The organism is Synergistaceae bacterium DZ-S4, assembly GCA_025943965.1.
Classification (GTDB): Bacteria; Synergistota; Synergistia; order Synergistales; family Synergistaceae; genus Caenicola; species Caenicola nitritireducens.
This window is the reverse complement of sequence record JAPCWD010000004.1, coordinates 94,570-117,942: the sequence shown is the minus strand read 5'-3', so window position 1 is coordinate 117,942 and position 23,373 is coordinate 94,570. Positions and strand designations below refer to the sequence as shown.

Genomic DNA, 23,373 nt, shown 5'->3' with positions numbered 1-23,373 from the left:
TTTATATCATTTTAATAAATAAAGTCAAGTCAAAAAATCTTTACACTGGGGGAAACCTTGGGATCATCCATATCCCGCTTTAACTTGCGCAGAAGTATCCATGAAAAAAGTCCTGTTATTAAAGCTGCTCCCAAAAATGATATCGGCTGGAACCACCAAATATGGTCAATGGTAAGTATGCCCGACAAAAAGTGAGCCGCAGGGACCCTGATCATCAGGGAACGGAATATCTGAGTAAGCAGCCCGAATGTCGAAAACCCGGTCGCGACAAAAAGAGCGTTGTATATGACGCTGTAAATGACCATGGGATATCCTGATATGGTTATCCGTATCGCATTTGCGGCGATCCTTGCTATATCCTCCGAAGGCCGAAAAAGCTGAATGACAGGGAAGGGGAAGAGACAGACGATCAGTCCGAGCCCGCCGGTGATCACGGTACTTATTATAAGTCCGGACCTTATTCCCCTCTTCATTCTCTTAAGGTCGCGCCTGCCGTAGTTGAACGAGAGGAAAGGGACAAGCGCGTCGTTTATTCCCATTAAAGTATTGAAGGCCAGGTCCTCGACCCTAAGCCCCACCATCCATGCAGCCACAGCCTGAGGTCCGAAGGTGCCTGAGAGTATGTTGTTTACGCTTCCCATCCCCAGGGCTACGCTTGCTGTAGAAAGGGTGACGGGGAATCCTATTGCTGAGATCTTTCCCCACAGGGGCATCATCGAAAGTTTTATGCAGGGCTTGAAAGGCAGCTGTATTTCACTGTCCGTTTTTAATTTTTTTATAAGATAGACGATCCCGGCCGCCCTGCCCACGAATGTCGCAGCGGCAGCGCCCGTTATCCCCCACCCGAAAGTGAAAATGAATATCGGGTCAAGGACGATATTAAGGCCGTTGGCGATCAGGAAATATTTGAGGGGTATCATCGTGTTTCCCTGACACCTGAAGACCGAGTTCACTACATACGAGAAGCTGATAAGGATGAAAGTCGGCGGTATCCACATATTGTAAAGCCAGGCCTGCCGCAGGGTATCCGGGTCAGATGCGCCAAGCGTCCTGAAAAAGATGTTCGAGGTGTATGGGAAGAGGAATGGTATCCATATCAAACAGAGCAGGTAAGCAAAGCCCATGGCAGCGAGCGCGGTGTTTCTTGCCTCTTCAAGGTTGCCTTCACCCAGCCTTCTTCCGCAGAGAGACGTCATACCGTTGCCGACCCCTTCGAGGATAGCGAATACTCCTATCTGAACGGGGAAGGTGTAGGATATCGCCACCATGTGGCTCTCACCAAGCCATGAGATAAAGACCGTATCAACAAGATGGAAAAGGGTATGGAAGAGCACCATCGCTATGGATGGTATCGACAGTTTTATAAGTGTACCCAGGACAGGGCCTTTACCCAGATCTGCCTTGCCTCTGAGCCTGGTCATCCTCATAATGGCCTTCATAAATTTCATTTGGATTCCCCTTGCAAAAATGTTCGGTCCATTATAATGCAAAAACGGTTCAAGATATTATAATGTTACGTAAAGGGGGTGTGTTTATGTATAAAAGGTTTATAGAGATAATGAACAGCAGCGGTTGTCTTGCAGGAAGCAAAGTTGTCCTTGCTGCGGCGGATCATGAAAGCATAGAGGCCATAAGGCTTGCCATGCAGAGGGGGCTCGGAAGGGCGATACTGACCGGAGACAGCGAAGTGATCTTGCCTGAGGTAAAGGAAGCGGGCATCTCGGACAAGGTGGATATCATCCACGCAGGCTCACTGCCTGCGGCAGCGGCTATCGCGGTGCAGAGCGTAAGGGACGGAATGGGCGATGCCCTCATGAAGGGACTCATCAACACTTCCGATTTTCTGAAGGCTATCCTTGACAGGGAAAACGGCCTTCGGACAGGACGCCTGCTGAGCCACCTGGCGATAATGGAGATACCAGGTGAAAACCACCTCTCTTTCTGTACGGACAGCGGCTTCAACGTCGCACCTAACCTTGACCAGAAGAAACAGATACTGAGAAACGCACTTGAAGCTATAAGCGCTCTCGGATACGACCATGTAAACGCGGCATGCCTGGCAGCTAACGAAAAAGTGGATCCCAACATACAGTCTACCGTCGATGCAGCCGGGATAGTAAAGGCATGGGAAGAGGGCGAGTTCAACGACCTGCCCTGCACATGCACGGTCGAAGGTCCTATGGCGATCGATGTCGTGGCATCCCAAAAATATGCGGAACACAAGGGGATAAAGAGCAAGATAGCAGGCAAGGTCGACCTTACACTGGTTCCGAACATCGAGTGCGGCAATGTCCACTGCAAGACCCTTGTCCACTATTGTCACGCTCAGATGGCAGGACTGGTCCTTGGGGCAATGGTGCCCATAGTTCTGGTATCAAGGTCTGATCCGCCTGAATCAAAATTCCTCAGCATGGCCCTTGCATGCATTATTTCCGGCGGGATGAAATAGCCATGAGCAGGATCCTGGCAGTAAACCCCGGATCGACCTCTACAAAAATAGCGGTTTACGAGGACGGTAAAGAGATCCTTAAGGAAAACATACCTGTCGACCAAGACCTTATCTCTGCATATAAATGCGTTCTGGATCAGCTTGACCATAGATTCGAACTAATAAGGCAAACCCTTCTCGAGAAAGGCATTCTGCCGGAGAGCTTTGATGCCGTTGTCGGAAGAGGCGGCATACTTGCTCCGATCCCCAGCGGCACATACCTTGTCACAAAAGAGATGACGGATTACCTGGCAGAGGCTCCGCGCGGGGAACATGCATCAAACCTGGGAGCATTCATCGCCAAAAGATTCGCAGAGATGTCGGGCTGCCGGGCTTTCATAGTCGATCCGGTCTCTGTGGACGAACTGACTGAAGTAGCAAGGATCTCAGGTGCACCTGAAATAAAAAGGTCAAGCCTCGTCCATGCCCTCAACCAGAAAGCAGTGGCAAGAAAAGCGGCGGCTGAACTCGGGAAAAAATATGAAGACTGCAGATTCGTCGTTGCCCACCTGGGTACCGGTATAACGATCGGAGCTCACTGCGGCGGTAAAATAGTTGACGTGGTCGGCGCAAAGGCTGACGGACCCTTCTCTCCCGAACGGGCGGGCGGGCTTCCGGTGGGGGAACTGGTCGACCTCATCTTCAGCGGGATATACAGTGAGGCTGAACTCAAGAAAAAACTTCTTTCGGGGTGGGGCATGGTGGCATATCTGGGAACAAGGGACATTAGGGAGGCCGGTAAAATTGCTGAACATGACCCTAATGCAAAACTTGTCCTAGAGGCCATGGCCTATCAGATAGCCAAGGGTATCGGGGAGATGTCCACCGTCCTCGACGGAGACATCGACTCGATAATACTCACCGGCGGGATGGCATACTCCGACATCCTGACCGGAATGCTTATCAAAAAGATCAGATTCCTTGCCCCTATAAGAGTCGTGCCAGGAGAAAACGAACTTGAGGCCCTCTTCAAAGGCGCAGAAAGGGTGCTTATGAAGGAAGAGAAACCAAGAAATTACCCAAGCGGTGAGTTTGTCGGAAATTAAGACCTCCGGATCATATGTAAAATAGAATGATTACAGATAATACAGTAATTACCCCCTCCCGTTTAGGGTATAGGTGTGAGACGATCGATCCAATATCAATGACCGGAGGTGTTCGAATTGACATTAAAAAAACGTCGCGGGGGATGTCCTCCCTGAATATTGCTTCTGCCGATCGTGGCGGTCGCCGCGTCATTCTCATGGATCGTATCGAAAATAAAAGATTTTGCAAAAGGCTCAAAGGGATCTGAGGAAAAAGAATAAGAGGAGGCGATACAATGCTCTTTACCGGAAAGTTTTCCAAAGAGGACCTCAAAAAAAACAAGAGGCGGTTCTACTTTATAGGAGGGCTTATGCTTCTCCTGGGACTCATCTCTCTTTCAATGCCTCTTATCGCATCGTTCGCAGTTGAAACTATTGTCGGCATGCTTTTGATAGCAGTAGCCTTCAGTCAGGGGTGGAGTGCCTTCAGAGGCTTCAGTGACGGCGGGATCCCGTGGCAGGAGACGATAATGGCTGTGGCCGCCATGGCGTCCGGTTTCATATTCCTGGTCCATCCCATGGCAGGAGTTATGACCCTAAGCATAATACTTGCGGCATATTTTATGGCTGACGGGGCCACCAAGGTCATTGAGTATTTCCGAGTAAGGGAGATAGAGGGCTCGATCTGGATCCTCGTCTCCGGATTTCTCGGGATCATCCTCTCCGTCATGATGTGGAAAAACCTTTTCACAGGAGCCGCGATGATAGGGATCATACTCGGGATAAATCTTGTCTTCAGCGGGATGAGCCTTATCCTGCTGGGCAGGGGATGCTCCAAAGCCTCTGGAGACTGCTGAGGATACACAATTACTAAGAAGAAAAACCACCAAAACTGAGCCGGAGACGCCCGTCTTTCCGGTTCAGTTTTATCTGTTGTCTTTTCAAATCAGGCAAAGAGTCCTGCCCAATAACCGAAAAGGTCAAAGAGCATCATCAGTCCCGCAAGTACAAGGACAAAGCCGGATACGGTCTTTATCTGCCTGCCATGTTTTTTCAGCCACTGGAAGACACCCTTTATGTTCGTGAAAAATACAGCCGCAAGCAAATAGGGCACTCCCAGCCCCATTGAGAACACAAACAGGTAAAATACACCCTGCATAACTGTTTTGCCGCTCCCAGCAAGCATGAGGGCCGAACCCAGGAAGGGTCCAAGGCATGGCGACCACCCAAGCGAAAAAGCTGAGCCGAAGAGCAGGGCTCCTATGAAGCCTCCTCGCTTCTTCAGACCCAGATCTATCTTCTTTTCAACATCAAGGAAGCCTATCTTCAGGATACCGAGAAAGTGCAGTCCGAAGACCAGGATGATCGCTCCGCTGACTCTCTGCAGAAGCATCCTGTGTTCATTCATCAGCGATCCTATCGCGGTAGCAGTGGCTCCGAGCGCCATAAAGACCACAGTGAACCCGCAGACGAATCCTATCGTGTTTACGATGCTGGCCCTCTTTCCATGCTCTGTTTCTGCCGCAAGGTACATCAGGTATACAGGCAGCATCGGAAGCATGCATGGAGAGATGAAGGCAAGAAAGCCTTCAAGGAATAGGAGCGGAAGGTCTGCCCACATTTACTTAATATCCCTGACTGCCTTCAGAACATCCTCTTTGGTGGTTTCCCCGAGGACCTGCCAGCGAAGTATGCCTTTGCCATCAACTACAACTGTAGTGGGAAGCCATCTTATATCAAAAAGCTTGGCGGCTTTTCCCTCTGTATCGAGGAGTACCTTCATGCCGAAATTATTTTCCTTTATGAATGCCTCGACTTTGCTTTTGGTGTCTCTCTTCCCGTCAGTCATATTCACGGCAAGGAGCACCGCCTGCTTGCTCTTTTTAAGTTCCTTGTCAAGGAGGTCGAAGTCGGGCATCTCTTTTTTACACGGCGGACACCACGTGGCCCAGAAATTGATCACGACTGTCTTTCCTTTGTAGTCACCCAGCCTTACCGCCTTCCCCTCTATGTCCTTCAGTTCAAAGTCGCTTACTGCAGTGCCCGGTTCGAGGGCACAAACAGCCTGTGTAAAGCTGAATATCAGAACAAAAGCTGCGGCAATGGTCAGAATCGACTTCTTCATGTTGCATCTCTCCCATTTTTCGATTTACATTACTGAACTTTCCCACCAGTTCGAGTAAGTAGAACTAAATCCCTTCTTTCGCCTCGACCGCATGTTTTTTAGCGGAGCCCCAATTGCTCCAAAATACTGAAGCCACTGGTTTCCCGCTTAGAAGCATGCGGGAAAAACGGTGGGAAAGTTGATTTACATTATTATTTTATCATTCTATATTTAAATTTTACTGCTGTCCTACGTGATGCGGCGTATTTTTAAAACTGCTTTAAAAATTGAACTATTTTGATGTCTCCTTGACAGTTAGGTCATGTCACTGTTATTTTCAATACTATGATTACATTCCATTTGGGGGGAGTAAGTATGCCTTTTTACAAGATCAGAAGCAAATCGCGCTCGTGGGACGGTGAACCCATAGGTATCCTCATACTCGATGCTGCATATCCCTGCGTTCCGGGAAACGTCGGAAATGCTACGACCTATCCATTTCCTGTCCGCTACCATGAAGTAAAGGGAGCCTCGATCGAAAGGCTTCTGAATCAGAGGGACCTTACCCTTCTGGAACCCTTCCTTGAAGGCGCGAGAAAGCTCGAAGCCGAAGGGGTTCGCGCAATAACAGGCGCATGCGGCTTTATGGCCCTTTTCCAGCAGGAGATCGCCGACGCGGTCGACATCCCTGTCTTCATGTCAAGCATGCTTCAGGTCCCGTTTATTACAAGAACTTTAAAGCGTGGGCAGAAAGTCGGGATAATCTCGGCAAACGCTTCTGTAATGACTGATCAGCATCTAAGAAATGTGGGCATTACGCCCGATATGCCGGTAGTGCTTTACGGCATGGAGGGGAAATACGAATTCCGTTCCTCTGTTCTGGAAGAAAAAGGCACAATGGATACCGACGTAATAGAGAAAGAGATACTCGAAGTATGTAATCAGATGCTCAAAGACCACCCCGAAGTGGCGGCTATACAGCTCGAATGCAGTGATCTTCCTCCCTTTGCTGCAGCAGTACACGCACACACCGGACTGCCTGTATTTGATTTCATAACGATGATAAGACACGTGGAGTCAGCTTTGAACCCGACAAAATACTGCGGACCGGACTACCGGATGTAATTGAAAAGCTTCGCTTATAATTCTGATTTATATTTAGACTAAGGACCGGCATTTCCATCGACCGGTCCTTTCATTATGTTTTATAAGTACACCGGTACAGGGTAAAACGGTCAATTAATAATGCAATAGGCGGGTCCGGAAAAAACTTTTGTTAAAGTTGCTTCGGGGATCTCCTCTGTTTAAGAAAAGTTTCGGTTTCAGTCAGCATCATTCCGGCTATGACCAACATACCTCCAAATGCTCCCTGGAGATGGAATGGGTCCTGCCCGCTCAGCACTGCGACCATATACCCGAAAAGGCCCTCCAGCGAAAAGATGACTGCGACGTGTGACTCAGGAGTGATCCTCTGGGCTTTGAACTGGATAATAAAACACAATATCGTGTTTCCAAGAGAAACACAGAGCAGAGTCGCCCATATCTTGATGCTGAATGATCCAATTTCAGGCAGTGGCTCAAATATGCAGGCTAATATTGTCATGACTGCTGCAAGCATTATTATGTGAAGGGCAACGAGACGGTATGGCTCGACCCTTCTTGCGCCGAATCCTGCAGCCAGGACCTGGAACGCATAAAAGATCGCCATTATGAAAGAAAGAAAATCTCCGCTGTTGAATTCCATCCCGGGGGTAAAGCCCATTACTAGCAGTCCCAGGGTGGTTATGCCCGCACCTGCAAATATCCACAAACTTGGTTTTGTCTTATAGATGATCCAGACAAAGACAGGAACTAGAATTACGTTCAGCCCGCCAATAAAGGCCTGCTTGCTTGCAGTGCTGTAAACCAGACCAAAGGTCATGGATATAAATACTCCGGTGAGGACAGCTGTAAGAATTGAAGATATCGCCCAGTCCCGTCTTGTGGATGTTATTATTTTCTGAGGAAAGATCAATATAAGAAAAAAAGCAGCCAAAAGCATCCTTAGCGCGACTGCCCACAGAGGGGTGATCGTTCTGGCTAGCAATGCGCTCATAGGAATGCCGGCACCCCATATCAGGGCGACAAGCACCAAAAGCATATCTGCCATCAATATCTGTTTCGCATTGAATTCTGTTTTTAGTTCTCCCATTGAACTGCCTCCGGGTCTTCCAGAGCTTCTGAAATCTGATCTCTGACCCTGTCGATCTTCTTCATAAAGTAAAATGCTATCACTGCGCTTATCGATCCGCATATAAAAAGTGCCCAGTCAGTACCGAGATGGTCAGCCAGCCTTCCCGAAAGCAAACTGCCAAATGGCGGGATCCCCAGGATAGCCATGGTATAAAGCGCCATTATCCTGCTCCTGTTCGCGGCAGGTGCCATAGACTGAAGCAGTGTATTACACGAAATAGTGCTTGTCACCATACAAAATCCGACAGGAGCGGCAAGCGCTATCCCGGCGTATATGTTTCCTGAAAACGAAAAAAGGATAACTGAAACTCCAAAAGCAAGGCATGCCCTGGTACACCACCAGTACAACCTTTGCGAAGATTTCAGCGATGCCATTATAAATGATCCCAAAAGCGCCCCTATCGCTACCCCCATCAGCAAAAATCCCAGAGTCTCGGAGTTCCCGCCCAGCACACTTTTTGCCATTGCAGGCATCAGGACTATGCTTGGAAAACAAAAGAAACCGGTAGAAGCGATAAGGATCAGCAGATATCGGCTGGGCTCAAATTTCCTGGCCATCTTTAAGCCCTCGACAGTATCTTTCAAGGGCCTTGATCTGCTTCCGTCATTTTTCCCGATCGGAGGACGGCCCATCTTCATCTTTTTTACAGCCAAAAGAGTCGAGGAATAGGCAAAACCGTTTACAAGAAAGCAAACACCCTCACCGACGGCATGTATCACAAATCCGGCTATCGATGGTCCGATCATTCTGGCGATATTAAAATTCATTGAGTTAAGAGCTACCCCGTTTGATACATCTTCTTTTCTGTCTACCATGTAAGAGACAAGTGAATATCTGCATGGCAGTTCAAAGGCATCTACAAGGCCCAGCATCAGGCTCATGAATACCACTATGTGGAAAGTCACAAGGCCTGTAAGGGTAAGAAAGGCCAGTATGAATGCTATTATCATGCATCCTGCCTGACAGCAGAACAATGTTTTCCTCAGATCCCATCTCTCTATCAAAGCCCCTGCAAACGGAGCAAATAAAAAGACTGATATGGAGGCAGCAAAATCAATTATCCCAAGAGCGCTGTTAAGTCCCGTCAGCCTGAATACCAGCCACCCCATGGCTACACGGTGCATCCAGAGGCCCGTCAGCGATATCGCCTGGGCCATGAAAAAAAGCCTGTAGTTCCTGCTTCTAAGTGCCCGAAGAGAATCGGGGACGACCATCTTCACAGAGACTATCCTAAATACTCACTGTTATGGAGCCGGTAATTATCAGCATCACCCCTGCCCATTGAAGCCTTGTCAGGCTTTCCTTAAGCACAAAGTGACCGAAGAGAGCCGCTATGAACGGGCTGGTCGAGGTGATGGCGGTAACAACTGCGACAGGCATTACCCTGATGCATGTGGTGTAGAGTATAGAACCCATTGCAAGACCGATCACAGCGGCTGCCAGCATGTAGCCCCACGCTTTGAGGGGGACTGCTTTCAGAGGCATCAGGACTGCGGGCCGGAATTTTACAAGGATGAGCCTGTATCCCCAAGCCATTATCAGCAGTGCGGCCGCCCTGTAGAAGGATATCTCGACAGGGCCGAGTCCGGAAGCCTCCATGGCCATTTTTGTCAGAGGAGCTCCGATCGCCCACGCAAGTCCGGCTCCGATGGCAAATAGGAACCCTTTCATCAGGTTTGAGAGGCCGATCTCATCAGGGGCAGGGGCACCTTCATTCTCTTTTTCCTTCACTCCTCCGAATCTCAGCAGGAGAAGACCGGTTATGACTACGATTATCCCTGTGACGATCTGTACTGTTATCGGTTCGCCAAGCAAAAGCCATGACGTAAGGACGACAAGCATGGGGTATGAGTTGGAAACCGGCACTGCAAGACTTATTCCTATCTTTTTTATAGCGATGAAGTAGAGCACGTCTCCTACAAGATATCCCAGAAGCACATTGCCGCCTATGTAAAGCAGCGCTTTTGGAGAGAGGATTATCGGTATGCTTCCGTTTGTATGTATCAGGGCGAGAGCCAGGGTGAAAACAAAAAATGATATTGACCTGATGGGATTTATCTCGTTGGAGGTACATTTCGACAGCGCCATGCCCCGGGCCACCATTATCGGCGAAGCGGCCCACATTATAGCGACAACGAAACTAAGAAGAAAACCCCATAAAGGCATTCCGGCACCCCCTGCCAAATTGATATATTGTATACATTTTTCCCCTCCGATACAAGCCGGATATATATGATAAGCTCCGGTCGTTGTTCACGGAATGACTTTAAATGGGACACGGATCACTTCAGAAAAATAATAATGCGAGAGGTATCAGTATGAAAAGAGAGATCACTATCCGGATCAGATAGATGACCGACATCTGCAGGAATGTTACCGGAATTGAAGAGTGCCACACGTGCAGCCCGATCTCAGTCAGGTTTATCAGTCCTGTTGCGGTCAGGCAGATGCAGAGAAATCTGGCCTGTTCTGAAAAAAGCATCTGTCCGTAGGCTACAGCAAGATATTGATCAACAAAGGCGAATACAGTTGCTCCGCCAAGGATTTTTGCTTCCGGTACACCCAACAGGCCGATCAGCCATGAGAAAGGATACGCGATCATATCGACGATGGGGGTCATGTCCGCTACAGCCATGAGTACAGTGCCGAAAGTTATCATTAGAGGGACAGTACCGAAGAGGAGGGGCACAGCAACTGAAAGCGTCTCGTTAAAATACATTTTCAAAGTCATATGGCGCGCCTTGTTTACCCCTCTCAGAAGCGCCCAGGCGAACAGGGAATGCCCATGTCTTTCTTCTGTCGGCAATACATCGTACGTCTCGATCCCCCCGTGGTAATTCTCGGTGATCGATCTCAAGGGCCATATTCTTGGGAGCAATACCGCCAGGAAAAACATTGTCAGGTAAACGGAGAATATTATCTGAGGGAAGGCATATCTGAAATCCAGAAGGGTCGCGATGGCGTAAATGTTGTATATCCCAGTGAGGGAAAAGCTTGTAACCATCACTGCAGCTTCCCTGTCGTTGTAATAGCCGGAGTGATGCATTTTTGCCGTGATCACTACAGCCATCGAACTGCTCCCGAGCCAGGAAGCGATGCAGTCTACAGCTGAACGTCCCGGGACTTTGAAGAGCGGCCTCATGACAGGGCTCGCGTAAACGGCTACAAACTGCACCAGGCCAAAGTCAAGCAGCATGGGCACCGCCATGGCAATTATAAAAGTCAGAATAATAAGTTTGGGGGCAAGGTTGAGGACTATCAGCTGTGCATCCCTGATGACGAAACCGAAGATGTCGGTGTTCCCCCACGCAGCTGCCATTGCTATTGGGATGCTTGAAAACCTCGCTATGAACCAGAAGGGATTGCAGATGAGGTTTTCCCTGAAGATCTGATTCCTCATGATCCACTCCGGTCTTATTGCCGTCGCTGTTACGCTGAGTATCACAGTGACAAGAGAGATAGCTACGACCAGACCGCCGAGATCATCCTTCAGCAGTGCCAGTAAATATTCTTTGCAGTGTCCGATAAGCGTGTTGACATTTCCGTGCCATTCAAAAGGGACTAAAAAAGCACAGACACCAAATGCAGAAGGGATCACGAAGAGGGAAATGTTTCTGGCTGTTTTAGGGAATCGCTCCACCTCCTTATTTGTGAATTATATCAGAATAATCAGACACGATAAACAAAAAAAATTCATAATAATATTTAAAATTTACCCAAAAACAAAATACCGGTCCCAATACAGAAGGGACCGGCAGATAAAAGCTGCAGAAAGTTTTGGATCCGGGCTATGTCAGCCGCCGAGATACGCCAGGAGCACTCCGCCCGCAAGCACGGAGCCGATCTGACCTGCGACATTCGCACCGACTGCATGCATCAGGAGATGGTTTGAGGGGTCAGCTTTCTGCCCTAGCTTCTGGATCGTCCTTGCCGACATCGGAAAGGCAGAGATCCCTGCGGCTCCTACCATTGGGTTGATCTTTTTGCCTTCCGGAAGGAAAAGGTTCAGCACCTTTGCGGTCATGACCCCGCCTGCAGTATCGAGGACAAAGGCGACAAGGCCCATCGCTATTATTATCATGGTGCTTACGTTTACGAATTTCTCACCCGTCATAGTTGCGGCGATAGAAAAACCAAGCAGGATGGTCACAATATTTGCGAGCTCGTTCTGGGCCGCCTGTGAAAGCCTTTCCGTGACTCCGCTCTCCCTGAGGAGGTTACCGAACATAACAAAGCCAAGCAGCGATACTGAAGCGGGCGCAATTATCCCGCCGAGCATCGTAACGGCTATCGGGAAGATTATCCTTGCCCTTTTCGTCACAGTCCTTGTTGGGGCCGGCATCCTCATTCGCCGTTCCTTTTCGGACGTGATGGCCAGTATGACCGGGGGCTGGATCATAGGCACCAGCGCCATGTAAGTATATGCGGCCACGGATATCGGACCCAGCAGATGGGGAGCGAATCTGGTCGAGACATATATCGACGTTGGGCCATCCGCAGCTCCTATTATTCCGATCGAAGCAGCTTCATAGACGTTGAAGCCGAGGAGGAGCGCTATACCCATCGTGAGGAATATCCCCATCTGTGCCGCTAGTCCGAAAAGAAAGACTTTCGGGTTCGCCAAAAGAGGTCCGAAGTCGCACATGGCGCCGACCGCTATAAGTATCAGCAGGGGAAGTATCTCAGTCGCGATGCCGAGCCTGAAGAGCATGGAGAGCGCGCCCTCCACCATCTCTGTTCCGGCCATCTGGTCAAGTGCCGATGACAGCGGCAGATTGACAAGAAGGGTCCCGAATCCCATTGGCAGAAGAAGGGTCGGTTCAAAGTTCTTCTCTATCGAAAGGTAAAGCAGGAACGCGCCGACAAGCATCATTACCATGTTCTGCCATGTGACCGCCGCGATCATATTTGAAAAGAGATCCAACAGGACGCACCTCCGGAAATTTCTGTAAGTTCAGGACAGAAGCATTCTACACCTGATACTCATCTTGGTATCGTCAAAGATACTTATATCACTTCCCGTTACAAATAAAAAGAGCTGTATCAGGAATCGGGGTCAATGTCTTTAAGGATCTCTTCAAGGGAGACATAGTCTATCTTTCCCGTTGAAAGCAAGGGGATATTTTCCATCGTCAGTATTTTTTTGGGTACCGCTATCTCTGCGACTCCGAGATCCGAAAGCGTCTGGCGCAGTTCGTCCCTCTTCAGTTCAGGCTTTGAGGTCACCAGCGAGAGCGTCTCACCTCTCGGGCCTCCCTTTATCATAACCACGGCGTGCTTGTCTTCCGGCCATACTTCAGAGAGGACCTCCTCCACTGCAGCGAGAGATATCATCTCGCCGCCTATCTTAGCAAACCTTTTCGCCCTGCCCAGTATCCTGACGAACCCGTCTTCATCGACGCTGACTATGTCTCCGGTATCATACCAGCCGTCTTTCGGAGGATCTATAACGCCAGGGTCCGTTGCCCTGAGGTAACCGAGCATCACGTTGGGTCCCTTGATCCAGAGCCTTCCCCCTTCGTGCACTCCCTCTACCGGCTCTATCCTGTATTCTATTCCCGCAACGAATTGTCCGACGGTACCGCTCCTGTGGTGAGCGTAGTAGTTGTTGGCAACGACCGGAGATGCCTCTGTGACCCCGTATCCTTCAGTTATCCTTATGCTGAACCTTTCGAACCATATCTCCTGTGTTGAGTGCCTCAGCTTCTCACCTCCCTGCACAAGCATGCGTATCGTCGCGAAGTCATAGTTGTCCGATGCCGCCTTCGCATAGCCTCCAAGGAAGGTATCCGTGGCGAAAAGGAAAGTTATCCGTTCATCGTAACAGATGGTCGATATCGTTTTGTAATGCAGCGGAGAGGGATAGAAGTAGACGAATATTCCGAGAGTCACAGGCATGAACACTCCGCAGAGCCCGAATGAATGAAAAATAGGCATGGTGTTGAGTATCCTGTCTGACCGGTAGAAGTCGACCCTGGTGTACATCTGCGCATGGTTGGTGTGAAGGTTTTTGTAGCTCAGCACAACGCCTTTGGGCGCCCCTTCCGATCCGGATGTGAAGAGGATTATTGCCGGCTTGTCCGTTTCTCCTTCTACTACCGGGTTCGATCTAATAAAAATAGTTTTTAACGCAGCGGATATCTTTTTAAATTTGGTTATCGAGGGAGCCAGGTCCTCCAGCCATATGACCCTCAGACCCTCCTCTTCAACTGCGGTTATGAGAGCTTCAAGTTTTCCAAGATCAATAAACTTTCTTGACGTGACTACCGTCTTTACGCAGGCAGTTCGGCAGCAGTTCACCAATGAGCGGCCGCCAAGAGAAAAATTCAGCATTGCAGGTATCTTCCCCATTTTCTGGAGTGAGTACATTGTAACTACCCCTCCCAGAGAAGTCGGCAGAAGCACTCCGATATTGTCGCCCGCCATGTCTGCATTTTTCAGCACATCTTCGATGAGAAGCACCCTGGTTATAAATCCGTTGTACGTTATAGGCCTCTGCCCATGGTCGCAGAAGATCCTGAACTTGCCTCCGTATTGTTTTCTTGCGTCGAGGAGAACGTCAAAGAAGGGCTTTTCCTTCACTCTTGCTGCGAGAGATGCCTCATCCATGATCTTTTCAAGGGCCCTGCCGGCGGCTGCGGCCCTTTTAGGACCTGACATGTCATCAGGAATATCTATTTGTGTTGCCGGAAGGATCGTTATGGTGACTTTGGAAAAAAAACGCAGGCCGGGTTTGTGCTGGATGCGTGAAAAGGGGGTAAGTTCAGTGCCTTTTATGTTTATCGGAAGGATCTTTGCCTTTGTGTGGTCGGCTATCATTGCGACGCCCTGTGAAACTTTCATCGGATTGCCTATCGTGGTGGGCTGGAGTTCAGGGAAGATAACGCATCTTCCCCCATTCTTGAGGTGATTCAGGAAATACTTCAGTGTCAGCGGTGCGTCTGCGTCAAGTATATGAGTCTCTGCCAGCGGAAGGAAAAGGCTTATGAATCGTTTTTTTGTCAGCCTTCGCTCTATTGCAAAAGGGACCTTTTCAGGAAGGCATACTGCCAAAATAAGAGGGTCTATGAATGAGACATAATTTGGAGCTATCAACACTCCGTCTCCTGCTTTTTCCCAGTTCTCCCATCCCTTGATCTCTATCCGAAAAAAAAGATTCAGAAAAAACTTAACTATCATAAGCCACATTGAGCATTCCTCATTCCCCAAAAAGAAGATAATGGTTTATTATAGCATGGACAACAGCGGCTAAAAACCTCTGACGTTGAGCAGTTTAAACATTTCACCTCTTTTCTCTTTATTTGATAAGGAAAAACCAAAAGGGCCGCTGGAGCTTTACGCTTAACGGCCCTGAATATGTCCTCTTTACCTTCTGTTTTGAAAATTTCTCTAGAATTTCTTGAATATTGAAGGTTTGGCTCCGCAGATCGGGCAGGGGCTTGTCGACTCTTTACCCTTGTGGATATAGCCGCATATCGGGCAAAGATAGTAATCCTGTCCCTCCGGTTCATTTCCGAGATTTGCCAGCGCTTCATCGTAGAGGCGCGCATGTACTTTTTCGGCTTCGTTGGCGTAATGGAAAATACGGGCTGCTTCGTTGTTTCCCTCTGCCTTCGCATCCTCGATCATCGGGGGATACATTTCGGTGAATTCATATGTTTCACCCTCTTTTGCCGCAACAAGGTTCTCGGCTGTTGTTCCTATTCCGCCCTTCGCTTTGAACTCCGCAAAAGCGTGTATGGTCTCGGCCTCAGCCGTAGCCCGGAAAAGTCTTGCCGCACTGGTGAAACCCTCTTTTTCCGCCTGTGCCGCGAAGCAGAGATACTTTCTGTTGGCCTGTGATTCACCTGCAAATGCAGTTGCGAGATTTTCATTTGTCTTCATTGATCTTTTCCTCCTATTGGTATTTATATTATTTTTAGTCTTCCGATTTAATTTAAAACGATTTTAGGTTAACCCATAATAAGGTCAATGTCAACTAGAATTCTACCCCTTTTCTTGCCAGGACCCCCCTGTTGTAGGGGTGTTTGATCTCCCTCATCTCTGTAACAAGATCTGCAAGGGCAATAAGCTCCTGATGCATTCCTCTTCCGGTCAGGACAAGTTCCATTCCGAAAGGTCTGTTTTTTACAAGTTCGGCTACAGATCCAGGGGAAACAAGTCCGTAATCGATCGCAACATTAATTTCATCAAGTATGAGCATGTCGCAGCAGCCTCCGTTTATGACTTCGCGCGCTTTTTCCATGCCCCTTTCAGCCTCTTCATAGTCCTCCGGCTGTTCCCTGCCTTTGTAGACGTAGTCGGATCTGCCGGTCTGGATGATCTCCAGCCCTTCAAGCTTCAGTGCCGTATTAAGTTCTCCGTAACTATTCCAGCCCTTCATAAACTGGATCACTTTTACACGGGCTCCGTGCCCCAGTGCCCTCATCGCGAGTCCAAGCGCTGATGTGGTCTTTCCCTTTCCATCTCCGGAATATATGTGGACAAGGCCCCTTTCGCCGAACATCAGCTGCTCTGTCCTCCGGCCTGCGCCTTTGCAGCCTCTTCCCTCTTCAGTCTTTCTATGGCGGCGTCTATGTCATAACCGCCCTTTTTGGCAACAGTTCCGTCCGTTTCGCTTTCTATCTCCGATTTCGGCTGAATTACTGTACCCTTCTCGGAACCGTCAGGGAACTTGGCTTTTGGATCAAGGCCGAGTATCTCGTTTCTGAGGTGCAGAAGCCTCCGGTCATCAGGAGGGTGTGAATTGAATCCGCTTGGCTGAGGCCTGCTGCCAACTTTTGAAAGCTTGAGCAACGCGCTGTAAAGCCCTACCGGATCCTCTCCCATCCTGTGGGCAAGGCGGACAGAATAGTCATCCGCTTCAACTTCCTGTTCCCTGCTCCAGCCGGAGTAAGCCAGGTTTGCGCCTACCCCTGCCGCAGTCTCAGCGATGCCTCCCCCGAGCAGCTTGCCAAGCAGAGTGGCGGCTACTGAAAGTCCTACCCCTCTCTTTACTGTGTCTTCATAGTGGTCAAGCTTTGCATGCCCGGCTTCATGGGCCAGCACCCCGTACAATTCGGCCTGGGTGTCAAGGATCTGAAGCAGTCCGGTCGTTACTGTTACTGAGCTGCCATTCGTGACCCAAGCGTTGGGGATCTTTTCCTCCTTCACGTTAAAAGGAAGTCCGTTAAGTTCTGTCGCCTTTGCAACGCGAGACCATACGGCTTTGGCATCCTCGGCGCTCAGTTTTGCCTCTGAAAGGCCGGGGGTAAGCAACAAGAGCACAGAAACCGCTAAAACTGCAAGCAATTTATTTTTATCGGTAAATGCCATTAATTTCGCCTCCGTGCCCTAAAAGCATAATTTTTACACACATATTGTCAATATTGTCATCTGATAAGGCTGTCGCCGCATCGGTAGTTTACGAATGCTTTTTGATAAAATTCTCTATCAGCTTCCATGAAATGCTCAGTCCACGGAATACATCCGTGATCTCGTCAGGTGCGAACCATGCTGCTTCGGTGACTTCCCTGCCGTCGACTTCTATCTCCCCGCTCTCCCATTCCGCTGTAAAGCCAAGCATAAGTGATCTCGGGAAGGGCCAGGGCTGGCTGCCAAAATATCTGATATTTCTGACTCTGATCCTTGTCTCCTCATACACTTCCCTTTTCACGCATTCCTCAAGGCTCTCACCCGGTTCGACGAACCCGGCCAGGACGCTGAACCTGCCCGGAGGGAAATTGACTCCGTGACCCATCAGAAGTTTTCCTTCCCGTTCGACCGCCACTATTATCGCAGGGGAGATCACCGGATAATATATCTCACCACAGGCCGGACATCTCATGGCTCCTTCTGCCGGATCATATTCAGTTCCGGTCCCGCAGACTCCGCAGTATCTGTTGGTCCTTTGCCAGTCCATCAGGTGGAATGCCTTGCCCGCCCTGAAAAATTCCCTCTCCTCAAAGGTCGGCCAGATCGATCTTCTCTCCATTATTACGTATCTGTCGGACAGCTCTGACTCCGGATCGATCTCCGCCCACCTATCCATATCCGGATGTTCCCTGTCAACACTTCCGCTCGCCTTGAAAAAGGGTTCCAGTTCCCTGTCTGATACCGTATCAGGAAGCTCTTTGCCTCCGCTTTTCAGCAGGATCTTCCCATTGCAGAAAATATAATATTTGCTCAAGACGCATCCTCCAGAGTCTGTTTATGTTGTTTCTCCCAAACTGCCCCCATTGTACTAGACGTATGTGCAAAATGACACTATCATAATCAAACATTCAATTTTCAGGAGGTCGTTACCAGATGATAGAAAAGCTCGAAAATGTTACAGCAATTGCCAAGGCGAACGTATACTTTGACGGTAAGGTAGTAAGCCACACCATCTACACTGCAGAGGGCGACCGCAAGACACTCGGACTTTTCCTCCCCGGCGATTACGAATTCGGAACAGGCGACGCGGAGATCATGGAGATCATCGACGGTGTTTGTCAGGTACGCCTTCCCGGAACAACAGAATATATGGAGATCAAGGCAGGCGAGACTTTCAACCTGCCAGGCAACAGCAAGTTCGGGTTCCGCTGCTACGTACCTGTCCAGTACGTGTGTTCCTACATACCACTCAGCTGAACGGGCACAAGGCTAAATTACCGGTACTGAACGAGATCCTTTAAAGATGAGGATACGGTGGAGACCCCCGTATCCTCATCTTTTTTTTCATAAAAATTATTAAAGCTTAGCACTCTGTCCCTGCCTCATAACATTAGCATCCTGCAAGGATGACGATGCTGCGGCCTTTAAAGGCGCTCACCCGCTCACCCATTCTGCGCCGATGCAGCAGAGAGTGCCGATGCCAGGTCTTCCCTGATGTCCTTGAAATCCTCAAGGCCCACGCTCAGTCTTATAAGGCCCTCGCCTATCCCCGCAGCCGCCCTCTGTTCAGGTGTAAGCTGGCTGTGGGTAGTACTGGCAGGATGGATGACGATAGTCCTGGAGTCCCCGAGATTGGCCATATGCCCTATCAGGTCAAGGCTCTCAATAAACCTCTTTCCTGCCCGGACTCCTCCCCTGATCGAGAAGGCCATCATGCCGCCGCAGCCATTCTTCAGGTATACCTTTGCCATATCATTCTGAGGGTGGCTTGCGAGACCGGGATATCTTACCCATTCGACCGAGGGGTGTTTTTCCAGGTACTCAGCGACTTCCACAGCATTATTGCTGTGCCTCTCCATCCTGAGCGGCAGAGTGCCCAGCGAAAGATGGAGAAGGTATGCGTCAAAGGCCGACTGACACCCTCCAAGGTCGCGGATCAGCGCCATGTGCAGCTTCGCATAAAGGGCAGAGGGTCCGAACTTATCGGCGAATACTATATCATGGTAGGCAGGATCAGGCTTTGTTATCCCTGGAAATTTGTCTGGGTATGCCGACCAGTCGAAATTGCCTCCGTCTATTATCGCCCCTCCAATAACGTTGCCGTTGCCGGAAATATATTTTGTTGTCGAGTGTATAACAGCATTTGCACCCCACTCTATCGGCCTGCAGAGGACGGGTGAGGCAAATGTGTTGTCGATTATCAGCGGGACTCCCTGCCTTTTAGCTATCCTGGCAAGTGCTTCCAAAGGTGCCACGTTCATCATCGGATTGCCTATGGTCTCTGTTATTATCCCTCTTGTTCCGTCGTTTATCGCCTGTTCCACCTGGCAGGGATGGTCGCTGTCAACGAGTATGGTTTCGATGCCGAACCTCGAGAAGACGTTCTGCAAAAGGGTAAGAGTGCCCCCGTATATCTTTCTTGAAACGACCACGTTGTCTCCTTTGGAACAGAGGGCGGCTATGAGATGAGTAAAGGCTGACTGCCCCGACGATAGCGCTACGCATCCGCTCCCTCCCTCAAGCGAGTTGAGTCCCTCTTCAAAAGCGGATACAGTAGGGTTGGAAAGCCTGGAGTAGATATGCCCTTCTTCAGCCAGGCTGAAGAGTCTCGCGGCGTGGTCCGTATCCCTGAACTGATACGCAGAGGTCATGTAGATCGGGAGTCCCGACGCTCCTGTGGCGGGGTCACACTTCCATCCGCTGTGCAGTGCTTTGGTCATCATTCCGAAGTTTTTCTTTTTTTCCGACATACCCATTCCTCCCCTTTGGAGAATAGAGACCGGGGCTCATAATGAGCAGGCCCTGTCTCAGTCATAGTTTTCCCCCGACGATCAGACAGCTGGCTTTTCTTGGATTTATTGCTGAAGAATGGCGTCCGGCAGGGAACATACTCAAATTCAGTCCGCGATATTAGCGGAAATTCTAATCTTCACCTATAATAAAGTCAACAAAGGCGGTCAATGTTCAGAAAACCGGTCGTTTTTACTGTACAAGCGTTGATTTTATGTCTATAGTAATTGCCATTCTAAGATAATCATTATGGGGGGCGTTTCATATGCAGGAAAAAGTTTGGGTGGTAACTCACATACAGGGGTTGGAAGTTACTGATGCGAGCGTATTTGACAGTGAGGCGGATGCAGCGAACTATGCTGAGGAGATGGCGGCAACAAACAGCGGGACTTACAGTGTAGTTGAGTCAGTGCTCAACAGCCGCGGAGCCATGGAGGAGGACTCGATACGCTGGGCCTCTCTGCCTGAGTTGGGTGCGGACTGCATTGAATGCCTCGTTGAGGAACTGGCCGAGGGACATGAAGAAGAGTTTGATGAAGATGCCTGCGCCAAGTTCTTCGAGGAAAAGAAGGAAGAGCTGCAGAAAAAGGCTGACGAGATGGTCCACGAGTATCTGCGCAGGGAACTCAGGGATTACATCAACAACGAACGAGTCATCCTGGGTTAGAGGTCCAAATCGCAGAGAGGCCGGCCGGATCAGCCGGCCTCTCTTTCTTTTGTGTACACTGTAAGCTGCTCGTAGTAAAATTCATGATCAGTTTTTACAAAAAAGGAGAATTTTATTGGAGTTCATGAAAGGTATCCCTCTTTTTGGGAGCATAGCAAACGCATTATTTATTATATGCGGAGCCCTCATCGGCCTTGCCGTAAGGAAAAAGCTTCCCCCCAAAATACTTGAATTGCCCGTACAGGGAATGGCGATATTTGTCGTATCGCTGGGATTTTCCATGTCGATCGGCACAAAACAGCCCCTTATAGTTATCGCAAGCATTGCGGCGGGATCTGTTCTGGGAGAACTTCTTGACCTTGAAGGAAAGCTGGAAAGAGGCTGTGCTGCTTTGGAATGCAGGTTCGGTGAGAGCGCAAAGGGCTTTTCTTCAGGTTTCATCGCGGCAAGCCTTATCTACTGCACCGGATCCATGGCAGTCCTGGGTTCCTTTGAAGAGGGACTTGGAGGGTATCCCTCTCTGCTGCTGGCAAAGGGCCTCATCGACGGACTGACATCGATAGCGCTGGCCGCTTCCCTTGGGTTCGGAGTCATATTTGCATCTGTTCCGGTGTTTCTCTACCAGGGAGCCATGACCCTCGCGGCAGTCTGGATACAGCCCTTCATGTCCGAAGCTGCGGTCCTGGAAATGAGCGCCACAGGAGGCCTGATGCTCGTAGGGATCGGGATCAATCTTCTGGGATTCATGAGGATCCGTGTAATGAACATGCTTCCCGGCCTTGTCATAGCTGTCCTTCTTTTACAATTTTTCAGCTGACGGCCACAGACGGCATCGCCCCAGATATCAGGAGACAAACGGGAGACTTGTCAACTGTTGAAATAATATTAGTTGACAAGTCTCCCGTTTGAAGATATCATCTCCTCCATGAAAACACGCCGGATAATATACATCTCAATATTTGCCATACTCACTGCAATAGGAGCCAGGATCGCAATTCCACTTCCCCTTGTGCCCTTTACGCTGCAAACGATGTTCTGCATGCTCGCCGGACTGCTTCTGGGGCCCAAGTACGGGGCTGCCTCACAGGGGCTGTATATGCTGATGGGGCTTGTGGGGATACCTGTCTTCACAGGAGGAGGGGGACTTTCGTCCATCTTTATGCCCTCTTTTGGATATGTTGTGGGGTTCGTTGCATGCGCATGGGTGACCGGAACACTAACGCAGAGAATGTCTGCAGACGGACGCGCGCCGTCGGCAAAGGAATACGCAGCAGCAGCTCTTGCAGGTGTAGCTGCTGTATATATTTTCGGTCTTGTTCACCTTTATTTGATAGTGAATTTTTGGATGCCGGGAAATGGCATGCCTCTCATGAAGGTCCTCTCCGTCGGTTTTTTCAGCACGATCGGAGGGGATATTATCAAGGCCTTCATATCTTCTGTAATTGTTCTCAGGATCAGGAAGACCACAGTATTTTCTGGTATCTGAGCTAAGCTCCCTTGCTGATATATTCCTTAATTTTTTCAAAAGTGGCTTCGCTTATGACATGCTCTATCCGGCAGGCGTCCGTGTCAGCTGTCTTCTTCTCGACTCCGAGCATGTCCACGAAAAATTTCGAGATTATCTTGTGTCTCTCATAGATCGCATTTGCCATCACAAGGCCCTTTTCGGTCAGAACAAGTTCCCCGCTGTGTTCCATCACTATCAGGCCCCTTTTTACAAGGAGTTTGACCGCCCTGCTGACGCTCGGCTTGGCATACCCGAGTTCATTCGCAATATCTATGGAACGGACTGTACCGTTCCTCTCCCTTAGGATCAGTATAGTCTCAAGATAGTTTTCGCCTGATTCCTGCATTCCGTCCAACCTCTCATTCGTAGTCAAGTTCAAGGCCTGCGCCGACTTCTTCGACCTTAAGCGATGCACCGAGCTTCATTTTAGCCTTCAGGTCGGTGCAATGGCAAGGGCGGATCGTCTCCGGTGCTGCCTTTGTGAGTCCCTTTACCGTCCTTTTCATTATCTCTTCGTCTGCGTTCTGCAGGTGGAACCCTCCTATGACGTCCAGGATCCTCGTCGCTCCGGTCAGCTTTACGGCATAGTCGATCACATTACAGATACCGGAGTGTGAGCACCCCGTTATTATGACAATTCCCGCTTCAGCTTCGTATACCAGCGCTGAGTCGTCAGAACATGCATCCGGGACCCATTCGCCGTCTATCAGCGTTTTGCCTATTGTTCTCCTGGTGCCGTCCTTTGCCGGTATCTCCCCGAGCCAGAGCAGCCTTTCCGTTATCCTGACCGGAGCTGAGCATTTTGTAATGTTGAAATACTCACTGAGTACGTCTTCTCTTAATGTCATCCCGATCTCCAGGCTGCCGCAGCGCTTTCTTTCAAAAGCTCCCGGATGGGCGATAAGCCTCGGTCTGCCCGTCTTCATTGTTCTGTCAAAGTGCTGTACCAGGTGGTTGAGTCCCCATGTGTGGTCGTTATGCCCGTGCGAGAGTACCGCAATATCCATCCCGTTCAGGTCTGTACCCATTATACGGGCATTATTGATCAAGACGTCAGAATAGCCCGCATCGAACAGTATCTTCTTTCCATCGGACTCTATCCAGAAACTGAGACCCGGTTCGGCTGTAAAATATCTGTCAATGAGTGTATTATTGTCTACCAGTACCTTCAACTTCAGCATACCGACCACCCCCTGATGATTTTA

Annotated in this window: 24 protein-coding genes; 8 read left to right on the top strand and 16 right to left on the bottom strand. The window is 49.5% G+C overall.

What is annotated here, in order from left to right; genetic code table 11:
• Positions 1-29: 29 nt before the first annotated feature.
• On the bottom strand, positions 30-1,448 hold the full coding sequence (locus tag OLM33_03920; protein ID MCW1712820.1) for an MATE family efflux transporter: 1,419 nt from the start codon (positions 1,446-1,448) through the stop codon (positions 30-32).
• An 86-nt stretch (positions 1,449-1,534) separates the two neighbouring features.
• Between OLM33_03920 and OLM33_03915 the strand changes: the two genes are divergently transcribed.
• The 3 genes from OLM33_03915 to OLM33_03905 all read left to right on the top strand — a co-directional run bounded on the left by OLM33_03915 (position 1,535) and on the right by OLM33_03905 (position 4,370).
• Positions 1,535-2,449: a phosphate acyltransferase gene (locus tag OLM33_03915; protein ID MCW1712819.1), complete on the top strand. Its 915-nt coding sequence runs from the start codon at positions 1,535-1,537 to the stop codon at positions 2,447-2,449.
• Positions 2,450-2,451: 2 nt separating this feature from the next.
• On the top strand, positions 2,452-3,534 hold the full coding sequence (gene buk, locus OLM33_03910) for a butyrate kinase (protein ID MCW1712818.1): 1,083 nt from the start codon (positions 2,452-2,454) through the stop codon (positions 3,532-3,534).
• 275 nt (positions 3,535-3,809) lie between these two features.
• Entirely contained in the window at positions 3,810-4,370 is a 561-nt protein-coding gene (locus OLM33_03905; GenBank protein ID MCW1712817.1) for a DUF308 domain-containing protein, read from the top strand.
• A gap of 89 nt (positions 4,371-4,459) precedes the next feature.
• Here OLM33_03905 and OLM33_03900 read toward each other — a convergent pair whose 3' ends face one another.
• Entirely contained in the window at positions 4,460-5,134 is a 675-nt protein-coding gene (locus OLM33_03900) for a cytochrome c biogenesis protein CcdA (protein ID MCW1712816.1), read from the bottom strand.
• Positions 5,135-5,638, bottom strand: coding sequence for a TlpA family protein disulfide reductase (locus tag OLM33_03895; GenBank protein MCW1712815.1), 504 nt, complete (start codon positions 5,636-5,638; stop codon positions 5,135-5,137).
• Positions 5,639-5,992: 354 nt separating this feature from the next.
• Here OLM33_03895 and OLM33_03890 point away from each other — a divergent pair, with 354 nt between their 5' ends.
• Positions 5,993-6,742 carry an aspartate/glutamate racemase family protein gene (locus OLM33_03890; GenBank protein MCW1712814.1) on the top strand — a complete coding sequence of 250 codons (750 nt, stop codon included), beginning with the start codon at positions 5,993-5,995 and terminating at the stop codon, positions 6,740-6,742.
• Between the two features lie 151 nt (positions 6,743-6,893).
• Here the strand turns inward: OLM33_03890 and OLM33_03885 are convergent, their stop codons facing one another.
• The 10 genes from OLM33_03885 to nudC all read right to left on the bottom strand — a co-directional run bounded on the left by OLM33_03885 (position 6,894) and on the right by nudC (position 18,018).
• Complete coding sequence (locus OLM33_03885) at positions 6,894-7,808, bottom strand: DMT family transporter (GenBank protein MCW1712813.1); 915 nt, start codon at positions 7,806-7,808, stop codon at positions 6,894-6,896.
• Complete coding sequence (locus tag OLM33_03880; GenBank protein ID MCW1712812.1) at positions 7,796-9,064, bottom strand: MFS transporter; 1,269 nt, start codon at positions 9,062-9,064, stop codon at positions 7,796-7,798. The genes OLM33_03885 and OLM33_03880 overlap by 13 nt, the downstream gene beginning before the upstream one ends.
• A gap of 16 nt (positions 9,065-9,080) precedes the next feature.
• Positions 9,081-10,016, bottom strand: coding sequence for a DMT family transporter (locus tag OLM33_03875; protein MCW1712811.1), 936 nt, complete (start codon positions 10,014-10,016; stop codon positions 9,081-9,083).
• A 121-nt stretch (positions 10,017-10,137) separates the two neighbouring features.
• The gene (locus OLM33_03870; protein ID MCW1712810.1) at positions 10,138-11,490 is read right to left on the bottom strand and encodes a hypothetical protein; all 1,353 of its coding nucleotides are present in this window, start codon (positions 11,488-11,490) and stop codon (positions 10,138-10,140) included.
• A gap of 153 nt (positions 11,491-11,643) precedes the next feature.
• The gene (locus OLM33_03865) at positions 11,644-12,756 is read right to left on the bottom strand and encodes a sodium ion-translocating decarboxylase subunit beta (GenBank protein MCW1712809.1); all 1,113 of its coding nucleotides are present in this window, start codon (positions 12,754-12,756) and stop codon (positions 11,644-11,646) included.
• 137 nt (positions 12,757-12,893) lie between these two features.
• Positions 12,894-15,038, bottom strand: a complete 2,145-nt coding sequence (locus OLM33_03860; GenBank protein ID MCW1712808.1) for an AMP-binding protein — start codon at positions 15,036-15,038, stop codon at positions 12,894-12,896.
• A 201-nt stretch (positions 15,039-15,239) separates the two neighbouring features.
• Positions 15,240-15,734 carry a rubrerythrin family protein gene (locus OLM33_03855; GenBank protein ID MCW1712807.1) on the bottom strand — a complete coding sequence of 165 codons (495 nt, stop codon included), beginning with the start codon at positions 15,732-15,734 and terminating at the stop codon, positions 15,240-15,242.
• A gap of 94 nt (positions 15,735-15,828) precedes the next feature.
• Complete coding sequence (cobO, locus tag OLM33_03850) at positions 15,829-16,356, bottom strand: cob(I)yrinic acid a,c-diamide adenosyltransferase (GenBank protein ID MCW1712806.1); 528 nt, start codon at positions 16,354-16,356, stop codon at positions 15,829-15,831.
• Positions 16,356-17,165, bottom strand: a complete 810-nt coding sequence (locus OLM33_03845; GenBank protein ID MCW1712805.1) for a M48 family metallopeptidase — start codon at positions 17,163-17,165, stop codon at positions 16,356-16,358. The genes cobO and OLM33_03845 overlap by 1 nt, the downstream gene beginning before the upstream one ends.
• Positions 17,166-17,253: 88 nt before the next feature.
• Positions 17,254-18,018, bottom strand: a complete 765-nt coding sequence (gene nudC / locus OLM33_03840; GenBank protein ID MCW1712804.1) for an NAD(+) diphosphatase — start codon at positions 18,016-18,018, stop codon at positions 17,254-17,256.
• Between the two features lie 119 nt (positions 18,019-18,137).
• Here nudC and OLM33_03835 point away from each other — a divergent pair, with 119 nt between their 5' ends.
• Entirely contained in the window at positions 18,138-18,461 is a 324-nt protein-coding gene (locus tag OLM33_03835; protein ID MCW1712803.1) for a pyrimidine/purine nucleoside phosphorylase, read from the top strand.
• 185 nt (positions 18,462-18,646) lie between these two features.
• Here the strand turns inward: OLM33_03835 and OLM33_03830 are convergent, their stop codons facing one another.
• Complete coding sequence (locus OLM33_03830; protein ID MCW1712802.1) at positions 18,647-19,954, bottom strand: O-acetylhomoserine aminocarboxypropyltransferase/cysteine synthase; 1,308 nt, start codon at positions 19,952-19,954, stop codon at positions 18,647-18,649.
• A gap of 305 nt (positions 19,955-20,259) precedes the next feature.
• Here OLM33_03830 and OLM33_03825 point away from each other — a divergent pair, with 305 nt between their 5' ends.
• From OLM33_03825 to OLM33_03815, 3 genes are all read left to right on the top strand, one after another.
• Positions 20,260-20,661: a hypothetical protein gene (locus OLM33_03825; GenBank protein MCW1712801.1), complete on the top strand. Its 402-nt coding sequence runs from the start codon at positions 20,260-20,262 to the stop codon at positions 20,659-20,661.
• 124 nt (positions 20,662-20,785) lie between these two features.
• Positions 20,786-21,478 carry a DUF554 domain-containing protein gene (locus OLM33_03820; GenBank protein MCW1712800.1) on the top strand — a complete coding sequence of 231 codons (693 nt, stop codon included), beginning with the start codon at positions 20,786-20,788 and terminating at the stop codon, positions 21,476-21,478.
• 72 nt (positions 21,479-21,550) lie between these two features.
• Complete coding sequence (locus OLM33_03815; protein ID MCW1712799.1) at positions 21,551-22,147, top strand: biotin transporter BioY; 597 nt, start codon at positions 21,551-21,553, stop codon at positions 22,145-22,147.
• Position 22,148: 1 nt separating this feature from the next.
• On the opposite strand, the gene OLM33_03810 is transcribed toward OLM33_03815, so the two are convergent.
• Positions 22,149-22,514 (bottom strand): metal-dependent transcriptional regulator, encoded by a 366-nt coding sequence (locus OLM33_03810; GenBank protein ID MCW1712798.1) that lies wholly within the window; start codon positions 22,512-22,514, stop codon positions 22,149-22,151.
• Positions 22,515-22,527: 13 nt separating this feature from the next.
• Positions 22,528-23,349 carry an MBL fold metallo-hydrolase gene (locus OLM33_03805; GenBank protein MCW1712797.1) on the bottom strand — a complete coding sequence of 274 codons (822 nt, stop codon included), beginning with the start codon at positions 23,347-23,349 and terminating at the stop codon, positions 22,528-22,530.
• Positions 23,350-23,373 lie beyond the last annotated feature (24 nt).